This window comes from Streptomyces sp. NBC_00727 (assembly GCF_045161745.1).
Classification (GTDB): Bacteria; Actinomycetota; Actinomycetes; order Streptomycetales; family Streptomycetaceae; genus Streptomyces.
Genome location: NZ_CP108981.1, coordinates 5611374 through 5630817, shown reverse-complemented (window position 1 = coordinate 5630817; position 19444 = coordinate 5611374). Strand labels below are relative to the sequence as shown.

The following is a 19444-nucleotide window of genomic DNA, read 5'->3' as shown; positions in this document are numbered from 1 at the left end:
CGCCCGCGGTCACTTCACCTTCAGGCTGTGGCCGCCGAAGCCGCTGCTGCGGTCGGAGCCGCTGTTCTGCTGCTGCCACCAGGCGTCGAACTCGGGCTGGCCCATGGCCGACCAGTCGGGCGTGTTCTCGACCTGGGTGCTGCCCATGCGGCGCGCGAGGGCGACCATGGCGGAGCCGACGGGGCCGCGGCCGGCGTCGTACCGCTCCAGCACGTCCTTCCAGCTGTCCCCGGCGATCCAGGCGGCCTCCAGGGCGGTGGCGTCCTGGAGCGCCTTCACGCTGCCGGCGCCGACGTGCGGGCGGGAGACGCTGGCGGCGTCTCCGACGAGCGCCATCCGGCCCGAGGTGTAGTGCGGGACCGCGAGGTCGTAGATGGGCTGGATGAAGGTGGTCCCGGCGGGCGTGCCGAGCACCTTGTCCGCCCAGAACGGCGGGAAGTGGTCCGCGACCAGGGCCCGCAGCCAGTCGGTGAGCTCGGAGTTGAGGCGGCCGGGCGGCAGCGAGGTGGGGGTGCGCAGGTCCGGGTGGAGGCCGTCGGTCTGCGGGGGCGTGGTGTAGAGCACCCAGTTGAGGCGGTGGCCGCCGGTGCCGTCCGGGATGCGGTAGATCATGCAGTGGCCGCCGGGGAAGACGATGTTGTGGGCGTCCAGCCCGTCCGATGGCAGGCCCTCGACGTCATCGGACGCGCCGCGCCAGCCGATGTATCCGGCGTACTCCGGGCTGATCCCGGGGAACATCGCCTCGCGGACCACGGAGCGGTAGCCGTCGGCGCCGATGACCAGGTCGAAGCGTTCCTCGTGTCCGTCGGAGAGCCGCAGGGTCACCCCGTCGTCGGCCGGGTCCACGGCGGTGACGACGGCGCCGGAGCGGTAGTCGACGTCCTCGGGGACCCGGCGGCGCAACTCGCTCCACAGGGATCCCCAGTTGTAGGCGCGGAACGGGAACGGCTGCTGCCCGAAGCCCCGGCCGTGCGGCGCGGCGCCGTCCCGTACGCTCCACACCCGCCGGGTCAGCGGCGCCCAGGGCATCTCGGGGGCCACATATCCGGCCTCTCTGAGCTCCTCGTAGCGGTCGCTCTGCAGGGCGATCCCGACGCCCCGGTCCCGGAGTTCGGCGTCGGCGCGCTCGAAGACGGTGACCCGGCCCGCTCCCCCGCGCGACACGGCCAGGGCCGTGGCACACCCCGCTATGCTCCCGCCGACCACGGCGACGCTGCCTCCACGCATGTCTGGCTCTCCACTCACTTGAGGTCCCGGCCGCCCGCCCGGCCGCACTCCCGCCGGGACGCCGCAGCGGAAGTACGCTTGCATTGGCGCTGGTTGAGCCGTTCCCGTGCGGTCGCGGCCCACTCCGAATCCTAGGGGGTGTCTGACAAGTCCCCGTGGCGTCGCGGCGTCTGGCACGCACGCTCCTTCATCCACGGGGACTTGTCAGACACCCCCTAGCGAGGGGCGTTCGGCGCGCGCATGCAGGCAGGTTTCGCTTTTCAGCCACCGATACATCGACAACAGTCGTCCGGTGTGCGCCCGTTGGCCGTTTCTGATTACTGTTCTGTCATGTCCCCATCGCCGGTCAACTGCTCAGCCCACCACCTGGCGGCCGGCTTCGGTACCGGCCGCGACGCGCTCCGAAGACGCCTCGCCCGCTCCGGCCGCCGCTGAACGAGCGGCCTCCCCCAGCGCGTCCGCCCGTACCTGCAAGCCGGTGCCCCGGCAGCAGCGGTCCGGGCGCCTGCCTGCGCGCCCGTGCCCGCACGACCGGCGGAACCGTCCCCTTGATTTCCGCGAGGACCCGATGACCGAACCGATATTGATCCTGCTCGCGCTGGCGGCGGGGACCTTCGCCTCGCTCCTGTTCCTGCGCCGCGCCCGCGCCGAGAAGCGGCGGGCCGACGAGATCGAGCAACAGCGCGAGCAGTTGGCCCAGCAGCTCCGGGCAGCCGAACAGTTCGTGGCGCACACCGCGCAGAGCGTCGTCCAGGCGGCCGCGTCCGAGGCGCAGACCGGCCGCCCCTACCAGCTGGATTCGGCCATCCCGCCGCAGCTGGCCCACACGCAGCTCGCGAACGGGCTGGCCGCCCTGGCGAACCAGGTGCGCTCCGCGATCACGATGACGGGCCGGCTGGCGCAGAACGCCGCCGAGCAACAGCTCGCCCAGGTACGGGCGGAGACGGAGCATCAGGTCGCCCAGGCCCGCCAGGAGTCGGTGGACGTGGCGCGGGCCGCGGTCCGCGCCTTCGCCTCCAGCACCGTGCACCGCGCGGCGAAGCTGAGCAGCACGATCAGCGCCGGGGTGCGGCGCCACGTCTCGGACGAGGCGTACGCGACGCTGGTCGAGATGGACCACCTGGCCCAGCAGATGCTGCTCACGGCGTCCGGCTACGGCGTCCTGGCCGGTGACAAGCTGTCGCGGCGCTGGCCGGCGACCACGCTGACCGATGTCGTCCGCACCGCGATGGGCCGCGTCGAGGGCTACCAGCGCGTCCAGCACACCGACCTGGAGTCCTTCGCGGTGCAGAGCCGGGCCGTGGAAGCGGTCGTCCACACCCTGTCGGTGCTGCTGGACAACGCCCTGCGCTACTCGCCGCCCAACGCCCGGGTGCACGTCTCTCTGGAGCACGGGGCGAACGCGGCGTTCCTCGTCGTCGACGACGCGGGTCTGCGGATGGAGGACGAGCGGCTGACCTGGGCCCGCGAGGTGATGTCCGGCGAGCAGCGGGACGACATCACACGGCTGGGCGCCTACCCCCAGACGGGGCTGCGAGTGGCCTCGGTGCTGGCTCACCAGTACGGCTTCCGCGTCGAGTTGACCGCCCCGAACCTGTACGGCGGCACCCGCGCGATCATCGTGCTGCCGCAGGCCCTGCTCACGACGCCGGGGCCGTCCAGGCCGGTGTCCGCACAGTCGCTTCCCGCGGCCCGGCCCGCCGCCGTCCGGCCCGCCGCCCCGCCGGTGCCGTCCACCGCCGCCCGGACTCCGGAGACCCTCATGCCCGAGCCCGAGCCCGTGACGCCCCCCGACGTGGAGCCCGCGCCCCAGCAGGCCCCGGCCACCACGGCCGGCGGGCTCACCGTCCGCCGGCGCGGTGCACGCCCGGCCGCAGCGGCGCGGCCGGGGCCCGAACCCGTGGTCGAGCCGGGCAGGCCCTCGGTGGCCGCCGCGTGGATGGCGGGCAGCCGCAGCAGCCGGGAAATCCAGAACCCCCCTCGTACGGACGAAGGACGTTGATCATGTCGGACACGCACGCGAACACCCTGGGCTGGCTGCTGGACGAGCAGCTCGGATCGGTGGAGGGCGTCCGCTACGCCGTGCTGATGAGCGGCGACGGGCTGCTCAAGGCCCGGACCCGCACCATCAGCCAGGAGGACGGCGAGAAGCTGGCCGCGCTGACCGCCTCGCTGCGCGCGTCGGGCCGCGCCTGGGACGAGTTCACCGGCGGACAGGGCGTGCGCCAGCAGCTGATCGAGTCCGTGTCGACGATCGGGCTGACGACCGCGGCCGGGCACCACACCATGCTCTCGGTCGTCACCACGGGCCCGCACGCCGACGTCGGCCTGATCAGCCACCACATGGGCCTGCTGGTGGTCCGCCTGGGCGAGCAGCTGGGCACGAGGGAGCGCACCCCGGTACTGCAGCCGGACGGGGGCTCCGCCGCATGAGCGGACCACGGCACGACCCGGACATGGTCAGGCCCTACATCCGCACGGGCGGGCGGGTCCGCCCGCACCGGGACGTACGGCTGGAGAGCGTGGTCGTCGCCGCGTCGGGCGCGGCCGACGAGCTGGGGCCCGACGCGCGGCGGGTGCTGAGCCTGTTCGCGGTGGGCCGGGGCGGTCTGGCCGTCGCCGACATCGCGGCCGCGCTCCGGCTGCCGCCCTCCACCGTCCGGATCATCGTGTCCTCCCTCATGGACAGCGGGCATCTGGCCAGCCCGGCCCCTGCCGTCGAGGACCAGCCCCGAAACGACCTCCTGCAGAAGGTGCTCGATGGACTCCGAGAACTGGTCTGACTCCCCGAACGGCGTCTCGTACGTACCGGCCACGGTGACCCAGTCCGCCAAGATCGTGATCGCCGGCGGCTTCGGCGTCGGCAAGACGACGTTCATCGGCAGCGTCTCGGAGGTCAGGCCGCTGCGGATGGAGGAGCCGATCACGCAGGACAGCGTCGGGGTCGACGACCTGCGCGGGGTGCCGGACAAGACCACGACGACCGTGGGCATGGACTTCGGCCGCATCCACCTGGCCCGCGGCGCCCTCGCCCTCTACCTGTTCGGGCTGCCCGGCCAGGTCCGCTTCCAGCCCCTGTGGGAGGACCTGGCGCACGGGGCGCTCGGCTGCCTGGTGCTGGCCGACACCCGCGACCTGGACGCGAGCCACGAGGCGCTGGGGCTGTTGGAGGACCAGGGCATCCCGTACGCGGTCGCGATCAACGTCTTCCCCGGCGCGCCCGATTACGGCCTCGGCGAGATCCGCGAGGCCCTCGCCCTGGACCCGGCGACACCGCTGACCACCTGCGACGCGCGGGACCGTACCTCCTGCGTCCACGCGCTGATCACGCTCACGGAACACCTCGCCGCGCAACGCCCGGCCCTCTCCCTGGAGCCCACGTCATGACGCCCCCCACCACCGCCCTGCCGTCGGCCCCGTCGGGCCGGGTCGCCCTCTACGACCCGGCCTACGCCGCCGACCCGCACGGCGCCTACGAGCTGATGCGGGCGGCGTACGGTCCGCTGGTGCCGGTCGAGCTGTCCCCGGGCATCCCCGCCACGCTGGTGATCGGCTACTTCCAGGCCCGGCGCATCCTCAACGACCCGCTGTACTTCCCGCACGACCCGCGCATCTGGCAGGAGCAGGTGCCGGCCTCGTGCCCGGTGCGGCCGATGATGGAGTGGCGGCCCAACGCCCTGCGCAGCGGCGGCACCGCGCACGCCCGTTACCGGGCCGCCAACACCACCGCGATCGACGCCGTCGACCAGCACGAGCTGCGGGCCCGGGTGGAGAAGCTCGCCGCGGCCGCCATCGCGGACTTCATCACCGCGGGCAGCGCCGACGTACTCACCCAGTACGCCTGGCCGATCGCCTTCCGCATCCTCAGCTCCCTGCTCGGCTGCCCGGACGAGATCGGGGCGCGCATCGCCGACGGGATGTCCCGGATCTTCGAGGCGACGGACGCCCAGCGGGGCAACGAGATCCTCGGCCAGGCCGTCGCCGACCTCGTCGCCCTGCGCCGGCGCCACCCGGCCGACGACATCACCTCCCGGCTCCTCGCCCACTCGGCGCAGCTGACCGACGAGGAGATGGGGCACCAGCTGGTCACGCTGTACGGGGCCGGCATCGAGCCGCTGACCAACCTCATCGCCAACACCCAGCTGAAGATCCTCACCGACGACGAGTTCTCCGCCGGGCTGCACGCGGGGCACTCCACCGTGCGGGACGCGCTCGACACCGTCCTGTACACGGACCCGCCGATGGCGAACTACTGCATCACCTATCCGCCGTACCCGGCGGACGTCGACGGGGTGCTGCTCCCGGCCCACCAGCCCATCCTCATCTCGATGGCCGCCTGCAACAACGACCCGGCGATCGCTCAGGCGCCGGGCGGCATCGCGGGAAACCGGGCCCACCTGGCGTGGAGCATCGGCCCGCACACCTGCCCGGCCCGGTCCCACGCGTACCTGATCGCGGAGACCGCGGTGACCTATCTCCTCGACGCCCTGCCCGAGATGGACCTCGCGGTCCCGGCCGCCGAACTGCGGTGGCGGCCGGGCCCGTTCCACCGCGCGCTGGAGTCCCTCCCCATCGTCTTCCACGCCTCCCACTGAAGGAGACCCATGTCCGAGCAGCCGATCCTCGTCCTCGATCCGGCCGGCACCGACCGCCACGCGGAGTACCGGGCGCTGCGCGAGCGCGGCTCCGCCACCCGTGTCGACGTCCTCGGGGTGACCGCGTGGTCCGTCAGCGACCCGGTCCTCCTCAAGGAGCTACTGACCAGCTCCCAGGTCTCCAAGGACGCCCGCGCCCACTGGCCTGCCTTCGCCGAGACGGTGGCCACCTGGCCGCTCGCCCTGTGGGTGGCGGTGAACAACATGTTCACCGCGTACGGCGCCGACCACCGGCGGCTGCGCCGGATGATCGCCCCCGCCTTCAGCGCCCGCCGCATCCAGGACCTGCGCGTCTCCGTCGAGAAGGTCGTCTCCGAACTCCTCGACGGGCTCGCCGAACGGCCGGCCGGCGTGCCCGTCGACCTCCGCACGGAGCTCGCCTACCCCCTCCCGATCGCGGTGATCGGCCGGCTCATGGGCGTCCCCGACGACCAGCTCGACGGCTTCCGCTCCGTCGTCGACGGCGTCTTCGACACCACCCTCACCGTCGAGCAGGCCACCGCCAACACGGCCTCCCTGTACGGCGCGCTCGACCAGCTCATCGCCTCCAAGCGGGACCGGCCGGGCGACGACATGACCTCGCTCCTGCTCGCCACCCGCGACGAGGAGGGCGACGGCGGCAGGCTCGACGACGAGGAGCTGCGCGACACGCTGCTCCTGATGATCTCCGCGGGGTACGACACGACGGTCAACGTCATCGACCAGGCCATCACCGCCCTGCTGACCCGCCCGGAACAGCTCACCCACCTCCGCGAGGGCCGCGCCGACTGGAACGACGTCGTCGAGGAGACCCTGCGCCACGAGCCCGCGGTCAAGCACATCCCGATGCGCTACGCCCTCTCCGACATCCCGCTGCCCGACGGGCAGAAGATCGACCGGGGCGAGGCGATCCTCGTCTCCTTCGCCCCCGCCAACCGCCACCCCGACTGGCACGGCGAGACCGCCGACGACTTCGACGTGACCCGCCCCACCAAGGAGCACCTGGCCTTCGGCCACGGCGTCCACTTCTGCCTCGGCGCCCCCCTCGCCCGCCTGGAGATCTCCACCGCCCTCCAGCAGCTCTTCACCCGCTTCCCCGAAGCCCGGCTCGCCGTCCCCGCCACGGACCTCCTCCCCCTCCCGTCCCTGATCAGCAACGGCCACCAGAGCCTCCCGGTCGTTCTCCGGCCGGCTCACTGAGGAAGACCGACGACGGCCCGCACCCGGAGGCGCGGGCCGTCGCTCGTCTCAGTCCTTACGCCCCTGCCCCGGCGGTTTCGTGTGGCGGCGGTGGCTGGTGTCGCACCAGGGGTACACGCGGCTGCGGCGGCAGGTGCAGACGGCGACGACGAAGCGGTCGGAGGTGGCGACGGTGCCGTCCTCCCGGACGATCTCGACCGGGCCCTCGATCAGGAGCGGTCCGTTGCGCTCGATGGTGAGGCGGCGGGGGCGGTCAGGGTCGTTCGGCACGGATGACCACCAGTTCCTCTGTGTTGTCGTGGGGGCCGATGAGGCCCTGCGCGCGGAGCCAGGGCAGCCGCTTCGTCATGACCGGACCGAAGGGTACGAAGGACCGGCTCGTCACCGCGCAGCGCAGGCCGCTCGCGGTGAGCCGGGCCAGGGTCTCCTCCGTACCGCACAGGCCGGAGTGGACCAGGAGCAGAGCGCCGTTCGGGCGCAGGACGTCGTGGGCGCGGGCGCAGATGCGGTCCAGGGCCAGGCGGCCGCAGAGGCCGGCGTCCCAGGCGAGGTCGGGGCCGTGGCTGCGGGTGGTGCGGGTGTGCGGGGCCGGGACGTACGGGGGGTTGCTGACGATCAGGTCGAAGCGCTGGGCGGCGACGGGGCCGGTGAGATCGCCGCGCAGGACCCGTACTCGGTGACCGGCGCGGGCGGCGTTCATGCGGGCGGTCAGCACGGCCCGGCGTGAGATGTCGACCGCGCAGACGCGGGCTCCGCTGCGGGCGGCCAGCAGGGCGAGCGCGCCGCTGCCCGTGCAGACGTCCAGGACGTCCATGCCGGCGTCGAGGCCCTCGGTCTGCAGGGCCCGCGCCAGCAGGTGGGTGTCGGCCTGCGGCGCGTAGACCCCTGGCAGGGTCCACAGGCTGCCCAGGTCGATGGGCGGTGCGGCGGCAGTCGTCATCCGAATCCTCCATGAGGGGGAAGGCGGGTCCTCGTTTCTCACCGGCGCGGGATCACCCCGTCCAGAGTGGACGGGCCCGCCGCCCGCCGCGACTCGGACGGCGGTCTCCGGCCTCCTGCCCCGAGGTCACCACCCCATGCGAGGCCGCTCCCGCCGCGCGCATCCGGCGCGCCCGGGTGACCATGGCCGGAACAGGGCGCTCCGGCCCTCCCGTCACCATGAAGGAGTTCCGTGACCGACCGGAAGCACCTGCTGAGCGGCCGTACGGCCGTGGTGACGGGCGGGGCGCGCGGCCTCGGCAAGGCCGTGGCCCGGGAGCTGGCCGCCCGGGGCGCCCGGGTGGCCCTGCTCGGCCTGGAGAAGGAGGCGCTCGCGCAAGTGGCGGGCACGCTCCCCGCACCCTCCGGGCACTGGCACGTGGACGTCACCGACGACGCCGCGATGGCGCGCGTCGCCGGCGAGGTGCGCCGCCGCCTGGGCCCCGCCTCCATCGTCGTCGCCAACGCGGGCGTGGCCGAGGGCGGGCCGTTCGCGGACTCCGACCCCGAGAGCTGGCGGCGCGTGATCGAGGTCAACCTCATCGGCAGCGCGGTCACCGCCCGGGTGTTCCTGCCACAGCTGCTGGACACCCACGGGCACTACCTCCAGATCGCCTCCCTGGCCTCCGTGGGGGCGGCGCCGATGATGAGCGCGTACTGCGCCTCCAAGTCGGGTGTGGAGGCCCTGTGCCACTCGTTGCGCGCGGAGATGGCCCCGCGCGGCGTCGGCGTGGGCATCGCGTACCTCAACTGGATCGACACCGACATGATCCGCGATGCCGACCGGTACCCCGTCCTGCGCGAACTGCGTGCCCACATGCCGCCGCCCACCCGCAAGACCTACCCGGCGCCCCACGTGGCCCGGCGCGTGGTCGCCGCGATCGAGCGCCGGTCGCCGTCCGTATACGTTCCCGGCTGGCTGCGCGGCGTCCAGGCGGTACGCGCCGCGCTTCCGGGCGTGGTCGCCCTCGCGACGCGCAAGGAGCTGACCCGGTCGCAGTTCACCGCCACGGGCCTGCTGGGCGCGGGCGGCCGTGCGGCGGGGCCGGCGGGCCCGGTACGGCGGGACTGACCCGCACGTCAGCGGCGCAGCCGCCTCCGCATCGCCGCTCGCGCCGCGTTCGCCCCCGGCGCCCCGTGCACCCCGCCCCCCGGGTGCGCCGAGGCGGAGGCCAGGTACAGGCCCCTGACCGGAGTCTCGGGCCGCCCCGCGCCCGGGGTCGGGCGGAACACCAGTTGCTGGTGTGCCGACGCCGTACCGCCGTTGATCGCACCGCCGGGCAGGTTGGCGTCCATGGATTCGATGGTCGGGGGCGCCAGCAGGCGGCGGGCGGTGATGCGGGAGCGGAAGCCGGGGGCCCAGCGTTCCACCTCGTGCTCCATGCGGTCGGCCATGGCTTCCTGCTCGCCCCGGTCCCAGCGCCCGGTCAGGCCGTCCTCGCCCGCGTCGCCCTTGATGCGGTGCGGGACGTGGGTGTACGCCCACGCGGCCTCCGTGCCGGCCGGGGAGCGGGTGGCGTCGGCGGCGCTCATCTGGCCGAAGAGGAGGAACGGGCGGTCCGGCACCTGGCCCATGGCGATCTGCGCCGTGAACCGGGTGAGGCCGTCGACGCCGTCCGCCAGGTGCACGGTGCCCGCCGTGGCGGCCGGGCGGGCGGTCCAGGGCACCGGGCCGTTCAGCGCCCAGTCCACCTTGTACGTCGCGAAGTCCCACTGGAAGCGGTGGAGGTCGTCCAGGAGACGGCCGGGCAGGTGCCGGGCGTCGACCAGCCGGGTGTAGAGCGCCGGGGCCGAGACGTCGGCGAGCACGGCGCGGGACGCGGGCACGGCCTCGCCCTTCGCGGTGCGTACGCCGACGGCGCGTCCGCCGCGTACGACGACCTCGGTGACCTGCTCACCGCAGCGGAGCACGCCGCCGTGCCGCTCAAGCCGCCGTACCAGGGCCGCCGTGAGCGCGCCCGCGCCCCCGACCGGCACCGGGAAGCCGTAGGTCTGCCCCAGCATGGACATCAGCCAGCCGAAACCGCCGCTCATAGCCGCTTCGGGGCCGAGGTCGGCGTGCAGCGCGGTGCCGGCGAGCAGCAGTCTGGCCGCCTCGCCGCCGAACCGTTCCTCGCCCAGGCGGCGTACGGGCAGCAGCAGGGTCCGCGCCAGGCGGAGGCCGTCGGCGGCGCGGAGCCGGGCGGCGAGGCGGATGCCGGAGCGTACCGGCGGGAAGGGCGTGAACAGCGCGCCCAGCACATCGCGGCGCACCCGGTCCCAGGTGGCGCACAGCTCCAGCCACGCCGCGCCGTCGCCCTCGGCGAACGCGTCGAGGCTCGCCGCGGTGTCCCGCGCGTCGCTCTCCAGCACCGCGCACCGGCCGTCCGGCAGCGGGTGCGCCAGGACGCGGGGCGCCCGCGACCAGCGCAGCCCCTCCGCCCGGAGGTCGAGCCCGTCGAGGACCGGCGAGGCCGCCGCCAGCGGGTAGAACGCGCTGAACAGGTCGGTGACGTAGTCGGGGTGCACCCCGCGGTCGCTGCGGACGGCGCCGCCGGGCTCCGGCTGCGCCTCCAGCACCTCCACGCTCCACCCCGCGGCGGCGAGGAGGTTCGCCGCGACGAGGCCGTTGGGTCCCGCGCCGATGACCACGGCGTCCGGCATCAATGCCTCCAGTTTCGGGGAGCCGAGAAGGTGCCTGGTCAGACCGCTTCGCGCGCGCCCTTCGGGGCCGACTCGACGGTCTGCGCCAGACGGGCGAGCACACTGCGGTGGCGCAGCTGGATCACGGCGTCGATGGCCGTGTTGTGCAGCTTTCCGGCCGGCCCGCGCAGGGGGTGTTCGTCCAGCGTCACCAGGGCGTTGTCGCCCCACTGCCGGATCTCCAGGGCGATCCGGGCGGTGCCGATCCGGCCGCTGTCGGCCTCCAGCTCCAGCACGTGCGGGGCCTCGCACCGCCGGACGATGGTGCGTCCCTGCACGGACCAACGGCCGATTCCCAGGGTGTAGGTGAGACTGGAGCCGACCTCCGGCCAACTGCCGTTACGAGGCTGCGAGTCGGATGTTCCGACCACCCAGTCGCTGTAGCGCGAGGGGTCCGCGAGGACTCTCCATACGTCCGCCACCGATGCTTCGATCAAGCGGTGCCGTACCGCCATGGGGTCCTCCGGTGCTCGTGGGTCGGGGCTGTTCAGGGGGTGACGATGGCGAAGTCCGGGTCGGGGGCGTCGAGGTGGCCGAGGAGTTCGGTCAGCAGGGCGGCCTCTCCGACGACTTCGACGCCGGGGCGGGACGCCAGGTCCTCGGGCGGCACCGCGCCGGTCAGGACGTCCCGCAGGTCGGCCTCCGCGAGCGCGATGACGAGGCCGGGCTCGCCCGCGGCCGGCCCGGGGCCCACGACGTGGATGAGGACTCCGTTGCGCAGCCGCGTCGTGAGGGGTTCGCCGCCGTGGACGTCCCAGCGGACGGTGATGTCCGCGTCCCAGGCGCGGGGGCCGTTGACGCGGATGGCGACCGAGTCCACCAGCTGGTCCAGGGTGAGGGCCGCCAGGACGTCGGGCGACGCGGTGGCGGTCGGGGTGCCGAGGCTGCCGTGGCGGAGTTCCCGGGCGCCCATCAGGTAGACGTTGCGCCAGGTCCCGTTCTCGCTGCCGTAGCCGAGCTGTTCCAGCGCGTCGGCCTGGAGGGCGCGCGCCTGCGCGTTCCCCGGGTCCGCGAAGACCACGTGGTTGACGACCTCCACCACCCAGCGGTAGTCACCGTCGGCGAACGACTGCCGCGCCCTGCGCAGGACTTCACCGGCGCCGCCCATGAACTCCACGTACCGCCGGGCTGCTTCGGCCGGCGGGCGCTGCCACAGGTGTGCCGGGTTGCCGTCGTACCAGCCGAGGTAACGCTGGTAGACCGCCTTGGCGTTGTGGCTGACGGAGCCGTAGTAGCCGCGGGTGTGCCAGACCCTCTCCAGCGCGGGCGGCATGTCGATCCGCTCGGCGATCTCCGGTGCGGTGAAGCCCTGGTTGAGCAGGCGCAGGACCTGGTCGTGGAGGTACGCGTACAGGTCGCGCTGTTCCGTGAGGAAGGTGATCACGCGCTCGCGACCCCAGACGGGCCAGTGGTGGGAGGCGAAGGCGACGTCCGACAGCTCGCCGAAGAGGCTGACCGACTCGGTGAGGTAGCGGGACCAGACGTGCGGGTCGCGGACCTCGGCGCCGCGCAGGGTCAGCAGATTGTGCAGGTTGTGCGTGGCGTTCTCCGCCATGCACAGGGCGGAGAGGTCGGGGAAGTGGATGTTCAGCTCGGCCGGTGCCTCGGTGCCGGGGGTGAGCTGGAAGACCATGCGGATGCCGTCGACGGTCTCGGTCTGGCCGGTGCGGGTGATGTCCAGGGTGGGCGGGACCAGCCCCGGCGCGCCCGTCGAGACGCTCTGTCCGAGCCCGGCGCCGATCTGGCCCTGCGGCCCCTTCGGGAGGGCGGCGCCGTACATGTAGGCGGCGCGCCTGCTCATCGCCGTACCCGCGTAGACGTTCTCGCTGACGGCGTGTGCCAGGAATCCGTGCGGGGCGAGCACGGGCACTCCGCCCGCGACGTTCTCGTCGGTCAGCACGCCGCGCACGCCGCCGAAGTGGTCGACGTGGCTGTGGGTGTAGAGCACGCCCGTGACGGGCCGCTCGCCCCGGTGGGCGCGGTACAGCGCGAGACCGGCGGCGGCCGTCGGGGCGCACACCAGGGGGTCGATGACGAGGACGCCGCGTTCGCCCTCGACGATCGTCATGTTGGACAGGTCGAAGCCGCGTACCTGGTAGATGCCCTCGGTCACCTCGAACAGGCCGTGCTCGGAGCACAGCCTGCTCTGCCGCCACAGGCTCGGGTTGGCGGTGTCCGGGCATTCCTGGTCGAGGAATCCGTAGGCCTCCAGGTCCCACACGGCACCGCCCGTCGCGTCACGGATCAGGGGGTCCGGTGCCGTCCCCATGAACCCGCGCCGCGCGTCCTCCAGGTCCTGGGTGTCGCCGAAGGGGTAGTCGCGCCGGACCGCCCGGTTGGCCTGGGCCACGGCCCGCTCGGCGGGCTTGGCGTCGGTGTCCTGCGGCATGTCGGTCTCCCTCACGGCGACGGCCTGACGGCTCGGCAGCGCGCGGACCCGGGCCACCGCCACCCTCACCCGGCGTACGGGCCCCCACAAGCGGGTGTACGCCGTACGGGGAGGCCGGGGCGCCCTGGACCGACCGGGCGAGGGCGCCGAACGCGCTAGGATATACCCCTATGGGTATGACGAGGGAGGAGCCGTGGAGCTGGACATGGCGGCCGACGAGCTGAAGTCGGTGCTCAACCGGCTCAAGCGGGCCCAGGGCCAGATCGCCGGGATCATCAGGATGATCGAGGAGGGCCGGGACTGCGAGGACGTGATCACGCAGCTGGCCGCGGTCTCCCGCGCCCTGGACCGGGCCGGGTTCGCCATCATCGCGACGGGCCTGCAGCAGTGCATGGCCGAAGGCGAGCAGCCGGCCGCGGACCGGAACCAGATGCGGGCCCGCCTGGAGAAGCTGTTCCTGTCCCTGGCGTGAGGCGCGCCGCGGCGCTCTCCGCGTACGGGGGAGCGCCGCGGCCCCCGTACCGCCGTCACGTCAGCGCGTCGACGAGCATGAACGCGGCGACCGCGAGGAGTAACCGGGCGAACAGCCGCTGGAGCCCGCTCCCGGAGGGGGTGTTTTTCGAGCCGTGGGCGCCCTACGGGACGGGGTCCGTCGCGAGCCTGGCGTGGGTCTCGACGTCGTAGCGGACGCCGTCGTACGCCAGCTTCCGGCGTTGCAGCCCCTCGGCCGCGAAGCCGGAGGCGAGCGCCACCCGGCAGGAGGCGGGGTTGTTGGTACGGTGCCCCAACTCCAGCCGGAAGAGCTCCAGTTCGGTGAAGCACCAGTCGGCGAGCGCCCGGCAGCCGAGGGTGGCCGCTCCCCTGCCGCGCGCTGCGGAACCGGTCCAGTAGGAGACCCACCCGGTCGCGTGGCGGGTGTCCAGGCTGCTCACGGCGACGCCGCCCAGCGCGGTGTCCGACGCGTCCACGACGGCGAACGCGAAGGCGGCACCCCGGCTCCACTGCTCCTGCCGCCTGCCGATCCACAGCCCGGCGTCGGGCACCGAGCAGATGGGTGCCTCGGCCTGCCGTTCCATGCCCGGCTCGGCGAACGCCTCCCGTACGGCGGGGGCGTCGGCCATCTCCCAGGGGCGAAGACCCAGCCCTTCCGGCAACTCCACACGTTCGTTCACCGCACGGATTATCCCGGTGGCGCGGCGGGGCGGAGGGGCGGCGGCGACTCCCCCGTCGCCGAGCCGAGGCACTGGGGGGTGTCTTGCGGTCGGCGGGTTGCGGGTTGCGGGTTGCGGGTTGCGGGTTGCGGGTTGCGGGTTGCGGGTTGCGGGTTGCGGGTTGCGGCATGATCAGCACGAATGGTCGAGCACCTGGGGGAAGCATGCCGTGGACCGAACACACCGTGGTGCGGGACGGGGTCCGGCTCGCCTGTCGGGACCGGAGCGGCCCCGGCCGGCCAGTCGTGCTGCTGCACGGCCTCGCCGGCCACGCGGGCGAGTGGGACGCGCTCGCGGAGCTGCTGGCTCCCCGCCACCGGGTCGTCGCGGTCGACCAGCGCGGGCACGGTGCGAGTGAGCGCCGGCCGGAGGACGTCTCGCGCGCCGCGTACGTGGACGATGTCGTTGCCGTCGTACGGGACCTGGGCCTGGAGCGGCCCGTCCTGGTCGGGCAGTCGCTGGGCGGCCACACGGCCATGCTGACCGCCGCCGCCCACCCGGACCTGCCGAGCGCGCTCGTGCTCGTGGAGGCCGGGTCCGGTGGGCCGGCCCCGGGCCTCGACGAGCACATCGGCCGCTGGCTCGACTCGTGGCCGGTGCCGTTCGCCTCCCGCGAGGCGGCGGCCGCCTTCTTCGGCGGGGGGCCGGCCGGTGCGGGCTGGGCGGCGGGGCTCGTGGAACGCGACGGGGCATGGTGGCCGCGCTTCGACCGGGACGTCATGACCGGCTCCATTACGGAGAACGCCCGGCGCTGCTTCCACGACGAGTGGGACCGGGTCGCCTGTCCCACGCTGCTCGTGCTGGGCCAAAAGAGCTTCCTTCCGGCCGAGCAGGTGGACGAGATGCTGCGCCGTCGCCCCGGCACGCACGCGGTGAGCGTCCCCGGCACGGGCCACGACCTGCACCTGGAGCGGCCGGAGGCGCTGTACGGCGCGCTGTCGGCGTTCCTGGAGCAGCTCGAAGTCTCCACGTCGACCAGCGCCCACCCATGGCAGTAGTCGGGCAGGGCAGGCCACCAGCCGTCACACCCCCTGCTCCACAGCATCACGACGAACGACGGACTGGCCCTCGTCCATCCCTGGGTGGAGGGCGAAGTCCTCTGCCACCCCACACGGTCCCGCCGCGGGGGCAGAGCCGCTCCCGGCAGCCCGATGGCCCGGTTCCGTACCCTCCCGCTCCCCGAGATCCACGCCGCCATGGACACCATTCCGGACGCCCATCTCGCCGTGGAGGCCGTGGGGTCAGTGGTCGTCGACCTCTACGACGGCTGCATCGGGGCCTCAACAATTCCGACCGGCCGGCCTACGCTTTGCGTGCCCCTCGCCTCGCATTCCGAAGACCTGGAGCCCTGTTGAACACGCCGTCGCCGAACCCCGTGGCCGACCTTCCGCACCGCCTGGACCCGGCGGGGGGCTGCCCGCACGCCGCCAACGCCCGGCTGCTGGCCCGGGGGGCGGTCACTCCGGTGGTCCTCCCGGGCGAGGTGCAGGGGATGGCGGTGCTGGGCCACGACGCGCTGAAGGAATTCCTCGCGCACCCGGACGTCGCCAAGAACGCACAGCACTTCACCGCGCTCCAGGCCGGGGAGATCCCCGACGGCTGGCCGCTGAAGACGTTCGCCACGGTGCAGGGGATGACGACCGCGGACGGCGCCGACCACCGGCGGCTGCGGTCGCTGATGAGCAAGGCGTTCACGGCCCGCCGGATCGAACAACTGCGCTCGCGCATAACCGTTCTGACGTACCGTCTACTGGACGGCCTGGAGGCGGCAGCCGCCACCGAGGACGGCGTCGTCGATCTGCGCACCCACTTCGCGCTGCCGCTGCCGATGGGCGTCATCTGCGAGCTGCTGGGCGTGGACGAGGCCCACCACGACCGGCTGCACGCCCTCTCCAACCAGATCGTGGCCACCGACATCGGCCCGGCCGAGGCGATGGCGGCCAACCGGGAGATGGCCGGGATCCTGAGCGCGGTCGCGGCCGCCCGGACCGCCGACCCGGGCGACGACCTCACCAGCGCGATGATCGCGGCCCGCGAGGAGAGCGGCGACCGGTTCACCCCGCAGGAGCTGGTCGGCACGCTGATGCTGACCATCATCGCGGGGCACGAGACGACGCTGAACCTGATCACCAACGCCGTACGCGCCCTGTGCACCCACCGCGGCCAGCTCGACCTGGTCCTCTCCGGCAGGGCGAGCTGGTCGGACGTGGTGGAGGAGACCCTTCGCTGGGACAGCCCGGTCAGCTACTTCCCCTTCCGCTACCCGACCCGCGACCTGACCCTGGACGGCACCGTGATCCCCCGGGGCACCCCGGTCCTCGCGGGCTACTCGGCGGCCGGTCGCGACACGAAGGCCCACGGCCCGGACGCGACCCACTTCGACATCACCCGCACCGACGGACCCCGCCACCTCTCCCTCGGACACGGCGCCCATTACTGCATGGGCGCACCCCTGGCCCGCCTGGAAGCCACCACGGCCCTGGAACAGCTCTTCACCCGTTTCCCCACCCTGGACCTCGCGGCCCCGGACCCGGAACTCCCGCGCCACGCCTCGTTCGTGGGCAACAGCGTGCGACGGCTGCCGGTGCGGCTGAGGGGGTGAGGGAACGCGCGTCCGGAGCTGCCCGGCCGCCCCGCGGCGACGGACAACTCCGGACGGGATGTGTCAGGTTGATGCGTCCGGCCCCGGTGGACCGGACGCATCGGTCCTAGCGGTTCTGCAGGGACTTGACGTTGTTGCCGAAGGACCAGCCCTTCGAGCCGTCCCAGTTGAGGGACCACGTCATGAGGCCCTTGAGCTGGCCGTTGAACGTGTTCCACGCCTGGCTGACCTGGCTGGGCGCCATGTAGCCGCCCCCAGCGCCGGGCTGGGCCGGCAGGCCGGGCACCTGCTTGTCGTACGGCACCTTGATCGTGGTGCCCTGGATCGTCAGGCCGTTGTTGAGGCAGGTGGTCTGGGCGGCGAAGCCCTCCACGGTGCCGGCCTGGTAGGAGTCGCCCGAGCAGCCGTACATGCTGCCGTTGTAGTACTGCATGTTGAGCCACCACAGCCGGCCGTTGTCGGCGTACTTCTTCACGATCGGCAGGTACGCGCCCCAGATGGACCCGTAGGTGACGCTGCCGCCGGTGACGTACGCGGTCTCGGGCGCCATCGTCAGGCCGAAGCCCGCCGGCATCTTGGCGAGTACGCCGTCGATGATGCGGATCAGGTTGGACTGGGAGGCGGACAGGGTGTTGATGTTCCCGCTGCCGGACAGACCGGTCTCGATGTCGATGTCGATCCCGTCGAAGTTGTACTTCTTGAGGATCGGGACGACCGTCTCCACGAAGCGGTCGGCGACCTTGCTCGACGACAGGTCGATGCCCGCGGCCGCGCCGCCGATGGACATCAGGATCGTGGCGCCGTTCGCCTTGGCCTCACACATCTCCGCCGGCGTCGACACCTTCACACCCGCGTCCATGCCGTCCTCCCACAGGACGGTTCCGTCCGAGAGGATCACCGGGAAGGCGGCGTTGATGACGTTGTAGCCGTGCTGGGCGATCCGGCTGTCGGTGATGGGGGTCCAGCCCATGCCCGGGTGGACACCGTTCGAGGCGCCGTCCCAGTTCTCCCAGTACCCCTGCAGCACCTTGCCGGCCGGCTTGGGCTTCGTGGCACAGGTGGCGTCGCCCGGCGGGTCGGTGGGCGGGGGCGTCGTCGGCGGGTCGGTGGGCGGGGGCGTCGTCGGCGGGTCGGTGGGCGGGGGCGTCGTCGGCGGGTCGGTGGGCGGCGGGGTCGTCGGCGGGGGCGTCGTACCGCCGGGGCCGGTGAGCGACACGTCGTCCGCGAAGTAGGCGGGTGTCCCGTACCAGCCGTGCAGGTAGACCGTCACCGACGTGGTGTTGGCGCCGGTGGTGAAGCCGACGCTGAGCTCGCTGTACGAGGACGAGTTGGGCGTCCAGGTCGACGGCTCGCTGGTGGCTCCGGTGCCGCTGGCGCCGAGGTAGACGTAACTGCCCTGGACGAAGGCGCTCAGCGTGTACTTCGAGTTGGGCTGCACGCTGACCGTCTGGGTGCACTGGGCGTTGCCCAGCCCGGACGGCGTGGCCTTCAGCGCGGACGAGCCGGAGTGGGCCGGGCTGCTGGTGGCCGCGCCGGAACCGTTGGTACAGGTCCAGCCGGAAAGCCCGCTCTCGAAGCCGGAATTGGTCACCAGGTTGGCCGTGGCGGCACCGGCCGAGCCGGTGCCGACGAGGGTGACGCAGGCGCCGATGACGGCGGCGGCGCTCACCCCGGCGAGCGTGCGGGTCAGGGCGGTCGAGCTGCGCCGGGGCCGAACGGCGGTCGAATGCCCGTCATCCGCCTCGGAGAGAGTCCGAATCCTCCGACGGAACATGCTGTGCTCCATTCTCGCCCCGTGCAGCGGGCGTGGGCGTGCGTGAGGGGGGCGTGGACGCACGGCCCCGGATGAACTGGGGAGATGCGGTGCGCCGATCGACGGGAGCGTAGAAGCGGGGACCGGGCCCGTCAATAGGTCTGGACCAAAGACGAACGACTGCGGGGTGCCTCGCTTGCCGGAAGTTGACAGACAGGGCGCCGACCGGCGAATCGCTTGCACGCGAGCCCGGTCCGGTGCGAGGGTGCGGCCCGTACCCTGCGGACGGCTGCTTCCGGGGGCAGACCCCCGGTGGTCCGGATCTGCGAGAACCCGGCCGTCAGTCCGCGCGGTCGTAGGCTTCCTGCGCCGCTGTCACGTCGCCGAGGTGCGCGATCGACCATTCCTCCAGCGCGCGCAGCGGCGCGCGCAGGGTGCGGCCCGCCTCGGTGAGCGTGTACTCGACGCGGACCGGAACCTCGGGGTGGACGGTACGGCGCACGAGCCCGTCCCGTTCGAGCCCGCGGAGAGTCTGGGTGAGCATCTTCTGCGAGACGCCCTCAATGCGCCGGCGCAATTCCGAGAAGCGGGCACTGCCGTCCCAGAGGGCGCCCACTATGAGCACCGTCCAACGGTCGCCAATGCGATCCAGGATGTGGCGAGTCGGGCAGTCCGCGCGATAGGGGCTGCCGTGGAGCACCGACTCGGACTGAGTGGTTACCACAAAGTGCCTTCTTCCGATAGGAGAGCTGCGCGCCTACGGTAATC

The 19444-nt window shown here is 73.0% G+C and carries 19 protein-coding genes; 10 read left to right on the top strand and 9 right to left on the bottom strand.

The window, feature by feature from the left end; translation table 11 throughout:
• Nucleotides 1–9: 9 nt before the first annotated feature.
• Nucleotides 10–1227 carry an FAD-dependent monooxygenase gene (locus tag OG242_RS25565; RefSeq protein ID WP_405900368.1) on the bottom strand — a complete coding sequence of 406 codons (1218 nt, stop codon included), beginning with the start codon at nt 1225–1227 and terminating at the stop codon, nt 10–12.
• Between the two features lie 568 nt (nt 1228–1795).
• Between OG242_RS25565 and OG242_RS25560 the strand changes: the two genes are divergently transcribed.
• From OG242_RS25560 to OG242_RS25535, 6 genes are read left to right on the top strand one after another with little or no spacing between them, the layout of a single operon-like run.
• Nucleotides 1796–3229: an ATP-binding protein gene (locus OG242_RS25560; RefSeq protein ID WP_405900367.1), complete on the top strand. Its 1434-nt coding sequence runs from the start codon at nt 1796–1798 to the stop codon at nt 3227–3229.
• A 2-nt stretch (nt 3230–3231) separates the two neighbouring features.
• The gene (locus OG242_RS25555; protein ID WP_405900366.1) at nt 3232–3660 is read left to right on the top strand and encodes a roadblock/LC7 domain-containing protein; all 429 of its coding nucleotides are present in this window, start codon (nt 3232–3234) and stop codon (nt 3658–3660) included.
• Between the two features lie 23 nt (nt 3661–3683).
• On the top strand, nt 3684–4010 hold the full coding sequence (locus tag OG242_RS25550) for a DUF742 domain-containing protein (RefSeq protein ID WP_405901725.1): 327 nt from the start codon (nt 3684–3686) through the stop codon (nt 4008–4010).
• Nucleotides 3988–4614, top strand: a complete 627-nt coding sequence (locus OG242_RS25545; RefSeq protein ID WP_405900365.1) for a GTP-binding protein — start codon at nt 3988–3990, stop codon at nt 4612–4614. Before OG242_RS25550 ends, OG242_RS25545 begins: the two co-directional genes overlap by 23 nt.
• Nucleotides 4611–5822, top strand: coding sequence for a cytochrome P450 (locus OG242_RS25540; protein ID WP_405900364.1), 1212 nt, complete (start codon nt 4611–4613; stop codon nt 5820–5822). The genes OG242_RS25545 and OG242_RS25540 overlap by 4 nt, the downstream gene beginning before the upstream one ends.
• 9 nt (nt 5823–5831) lie before the next feature.
• On the top strand, nt 5832–7061 hold the full coding sequence (locus OG242_RS25535) for a cytochrome P450 (protein WP_405900363.1): 1230 nt from the start codon (nt 5832–5834) through the stop codon (nt 7059–7061).
• Nucleotides 7062–7109: 48 nt separating this feature from the next.
• Here OG242_RS25535 and OG242_RS25530 read toward each other — a convergent pair whose 3' ends face one another.
• Both OG242_RS25530 and OG242_RS25525 read right to left on the bottom strand, forming a co-directional pair.
• Nucleotides 7110–7331, bottom strand: a complete 222-nt coding sequence (locus tag OG242_RS25530) for a CDGSH iron-sulfur domain-containing protein (protein ID WP_405900362.1) — start codon at nt 7329–7331, stop codon at nt 7110–7112.
• A complete protein-coding gene (locus OG242_RS25525) occupies nt 7315–8001 on the bottom strand; it encodes a HemK2/MTQ2 family protein methyltransferase (protein WP_405900361.1) in 687 nt (228 codons plus the stop codon). Before OG242_RS25525 ends, OG242_RS25530 begins: the two co-directional genes overlap by 17 nt.
• Nucleotides 8002–8232: 231 nt before the next feature.
• Here OG242_RS25525 and OG242_RS25520 point away from each other — a divergent pair, with 231 nt between their 5' ends.
• Nucleotides 8233–9111: an SDR family oxidoreductase gene (locus OG242_RS25520; protein ID WP_405900360.1), complete on the top strand. Its 879-nt coding sequence runs from the start codon at nt 8233–8235 to the stop codon at nt 9109–9111.
• 8 nt (nt 9112–9119) lie between these two features.
• On the opposite strand, the gene OG242_RS25515 is transcribed toward OG242_RS25520, so the two are convergent.
• The 3 genes from OG242_RS25515 to OG242_RS25505 are packed head-to-tail and all read right to left on the bottom strand — an operon-like array spanning nt 9120 to nt 13110.
• Nucleotides 9120–10682 (bottom strand): phytoene desaturase family protein, encoded by a 1563-nt coding sequence (locus OG242_RS25515; protein WP_405900359.1) that lies wholly within the window; start codon nt 10680–10682, stop codon nt 9120–9122.
• Nucleotides 10683–10720: 38 nt separating this feature from the next.
• On the bottom strand, nt 10721–11176 hold the full coding sequence (locus OG242_RS25510; RefSeq protein WP_405900358.1) for an SRPBCC family protein: 456 nt from the start codon (nt 11174–11176) through the stop codon (nt 10721–10723).
• A gap of 32 nt (nt 11177–11208) precedes the next feature.
• Nucleotides 11209–13110 (bottom strand): alkyl/aryl-sulfatase, encoded by a 1902-nt coding sequence (locus OG242_RS25505; protein ID WP_405900357.1) that lies wholly within the window; start codon nt 13108–13110, stop codon nt 11209–11211.
• Between the two features lie 193 nt (nt 13111–13303).
• On the opposite strand from OG242_RS25505, the gene OG242_RS25500 reads away from it, so the two are divergent.
• The gene (locus tag OG242_RS25500) at nt 13304–13582 is read left to right on the top strand and encodes a metal-sensitive transcriptional regulator (protein ID WP_405900356.1); all 279 of its coding nucleotides are present in this window, start codon (nt 13304–13306) and stop codon (nt 13580–13582) included.
• A 163-nt stretch (nt 13583–13745) separates the two neighbouring features.
• Here OG242_RS25500 and OG242_RS25495 read toward each other — a convergent pair whose 3' ends face one another.
• Entirely contained in the window at nt 13746–14282 is a 537-nt protein-coding gene (locus OG242_RS25495; protein WP_405900355.1) for a GNAT family N-acetyltransferase, read from the bottom strand.
• Nucleotides 14283–14485: 203 nt separating this feature from the next.
• On the opposite strand from OG242_RS25495, the gene OG242_RS25490 reads away from it, so the two are divergent.
• Together OG242_RS25490 and OG242_RS25485 are read left to right on the top strand one after the other, a co-directional pair.
• Nucleotides 14486–15319 carry an alpha/beta fold hydrolase gene (locus OG242_RS25490; RefSeq protein ID WP_405900354.1) on the top strand — a complete coding sequence of 278 codons (834 nt, stop codon included), beginning with the start codon at nt 14486–14488 and terminating at the stop codon, nt 15317–15319.
• Nucleotides 15320–15672: 353 nt separating this feature from the next.
• Nucleotides 15673–16923 carry a cytochrome P450 gene (locus OG242_RS25485; RefSeq protein WP_405900353.1) on the top strand — a complete coding sequence of 417 codons (1251 nt, stop codon included), beginning with the start codon at nt 15673–15675 and terminating at the stop codon, nt 16921–16923.
• Between the two features lie 106 nt (nt 16924–17029).
• Here OG242_RS25485 and OG242_RS25480 read toward each other — a convergent pair whose 3' ends face one another.
• Both OG242_RS25480 and OG242_RS25475 read right to left on the bottom strand, forming a co-directional pair.
• Nucleotides 17030–18697, bottom strand: a complete 1668-nt coding sequence (locus tag OG242_RS25480) for a carbohydrate binding domain-containing protein (protein ID WP_405900352.1) — start codon at nt 18695–18697, stop codon at nt 17030–17032.
• Nucleotides 18698–19016: 319 nt separating this feature from the next.
• Nucleotides 19017–19400 carry a winged helix-turn-helix transcriptional regulator gene (locus OG242_RS25475; protein WP_405900351.1) on the bottom strand — a complete coding sequence of 128 codons (384 nt, stop codon included), beginning with the start codon at nt 19398–19400 and terminating at the stop codon, nt 19017–19019.
• Nucleotides 19401–19444: the final 44 nt, after the last annotated feature.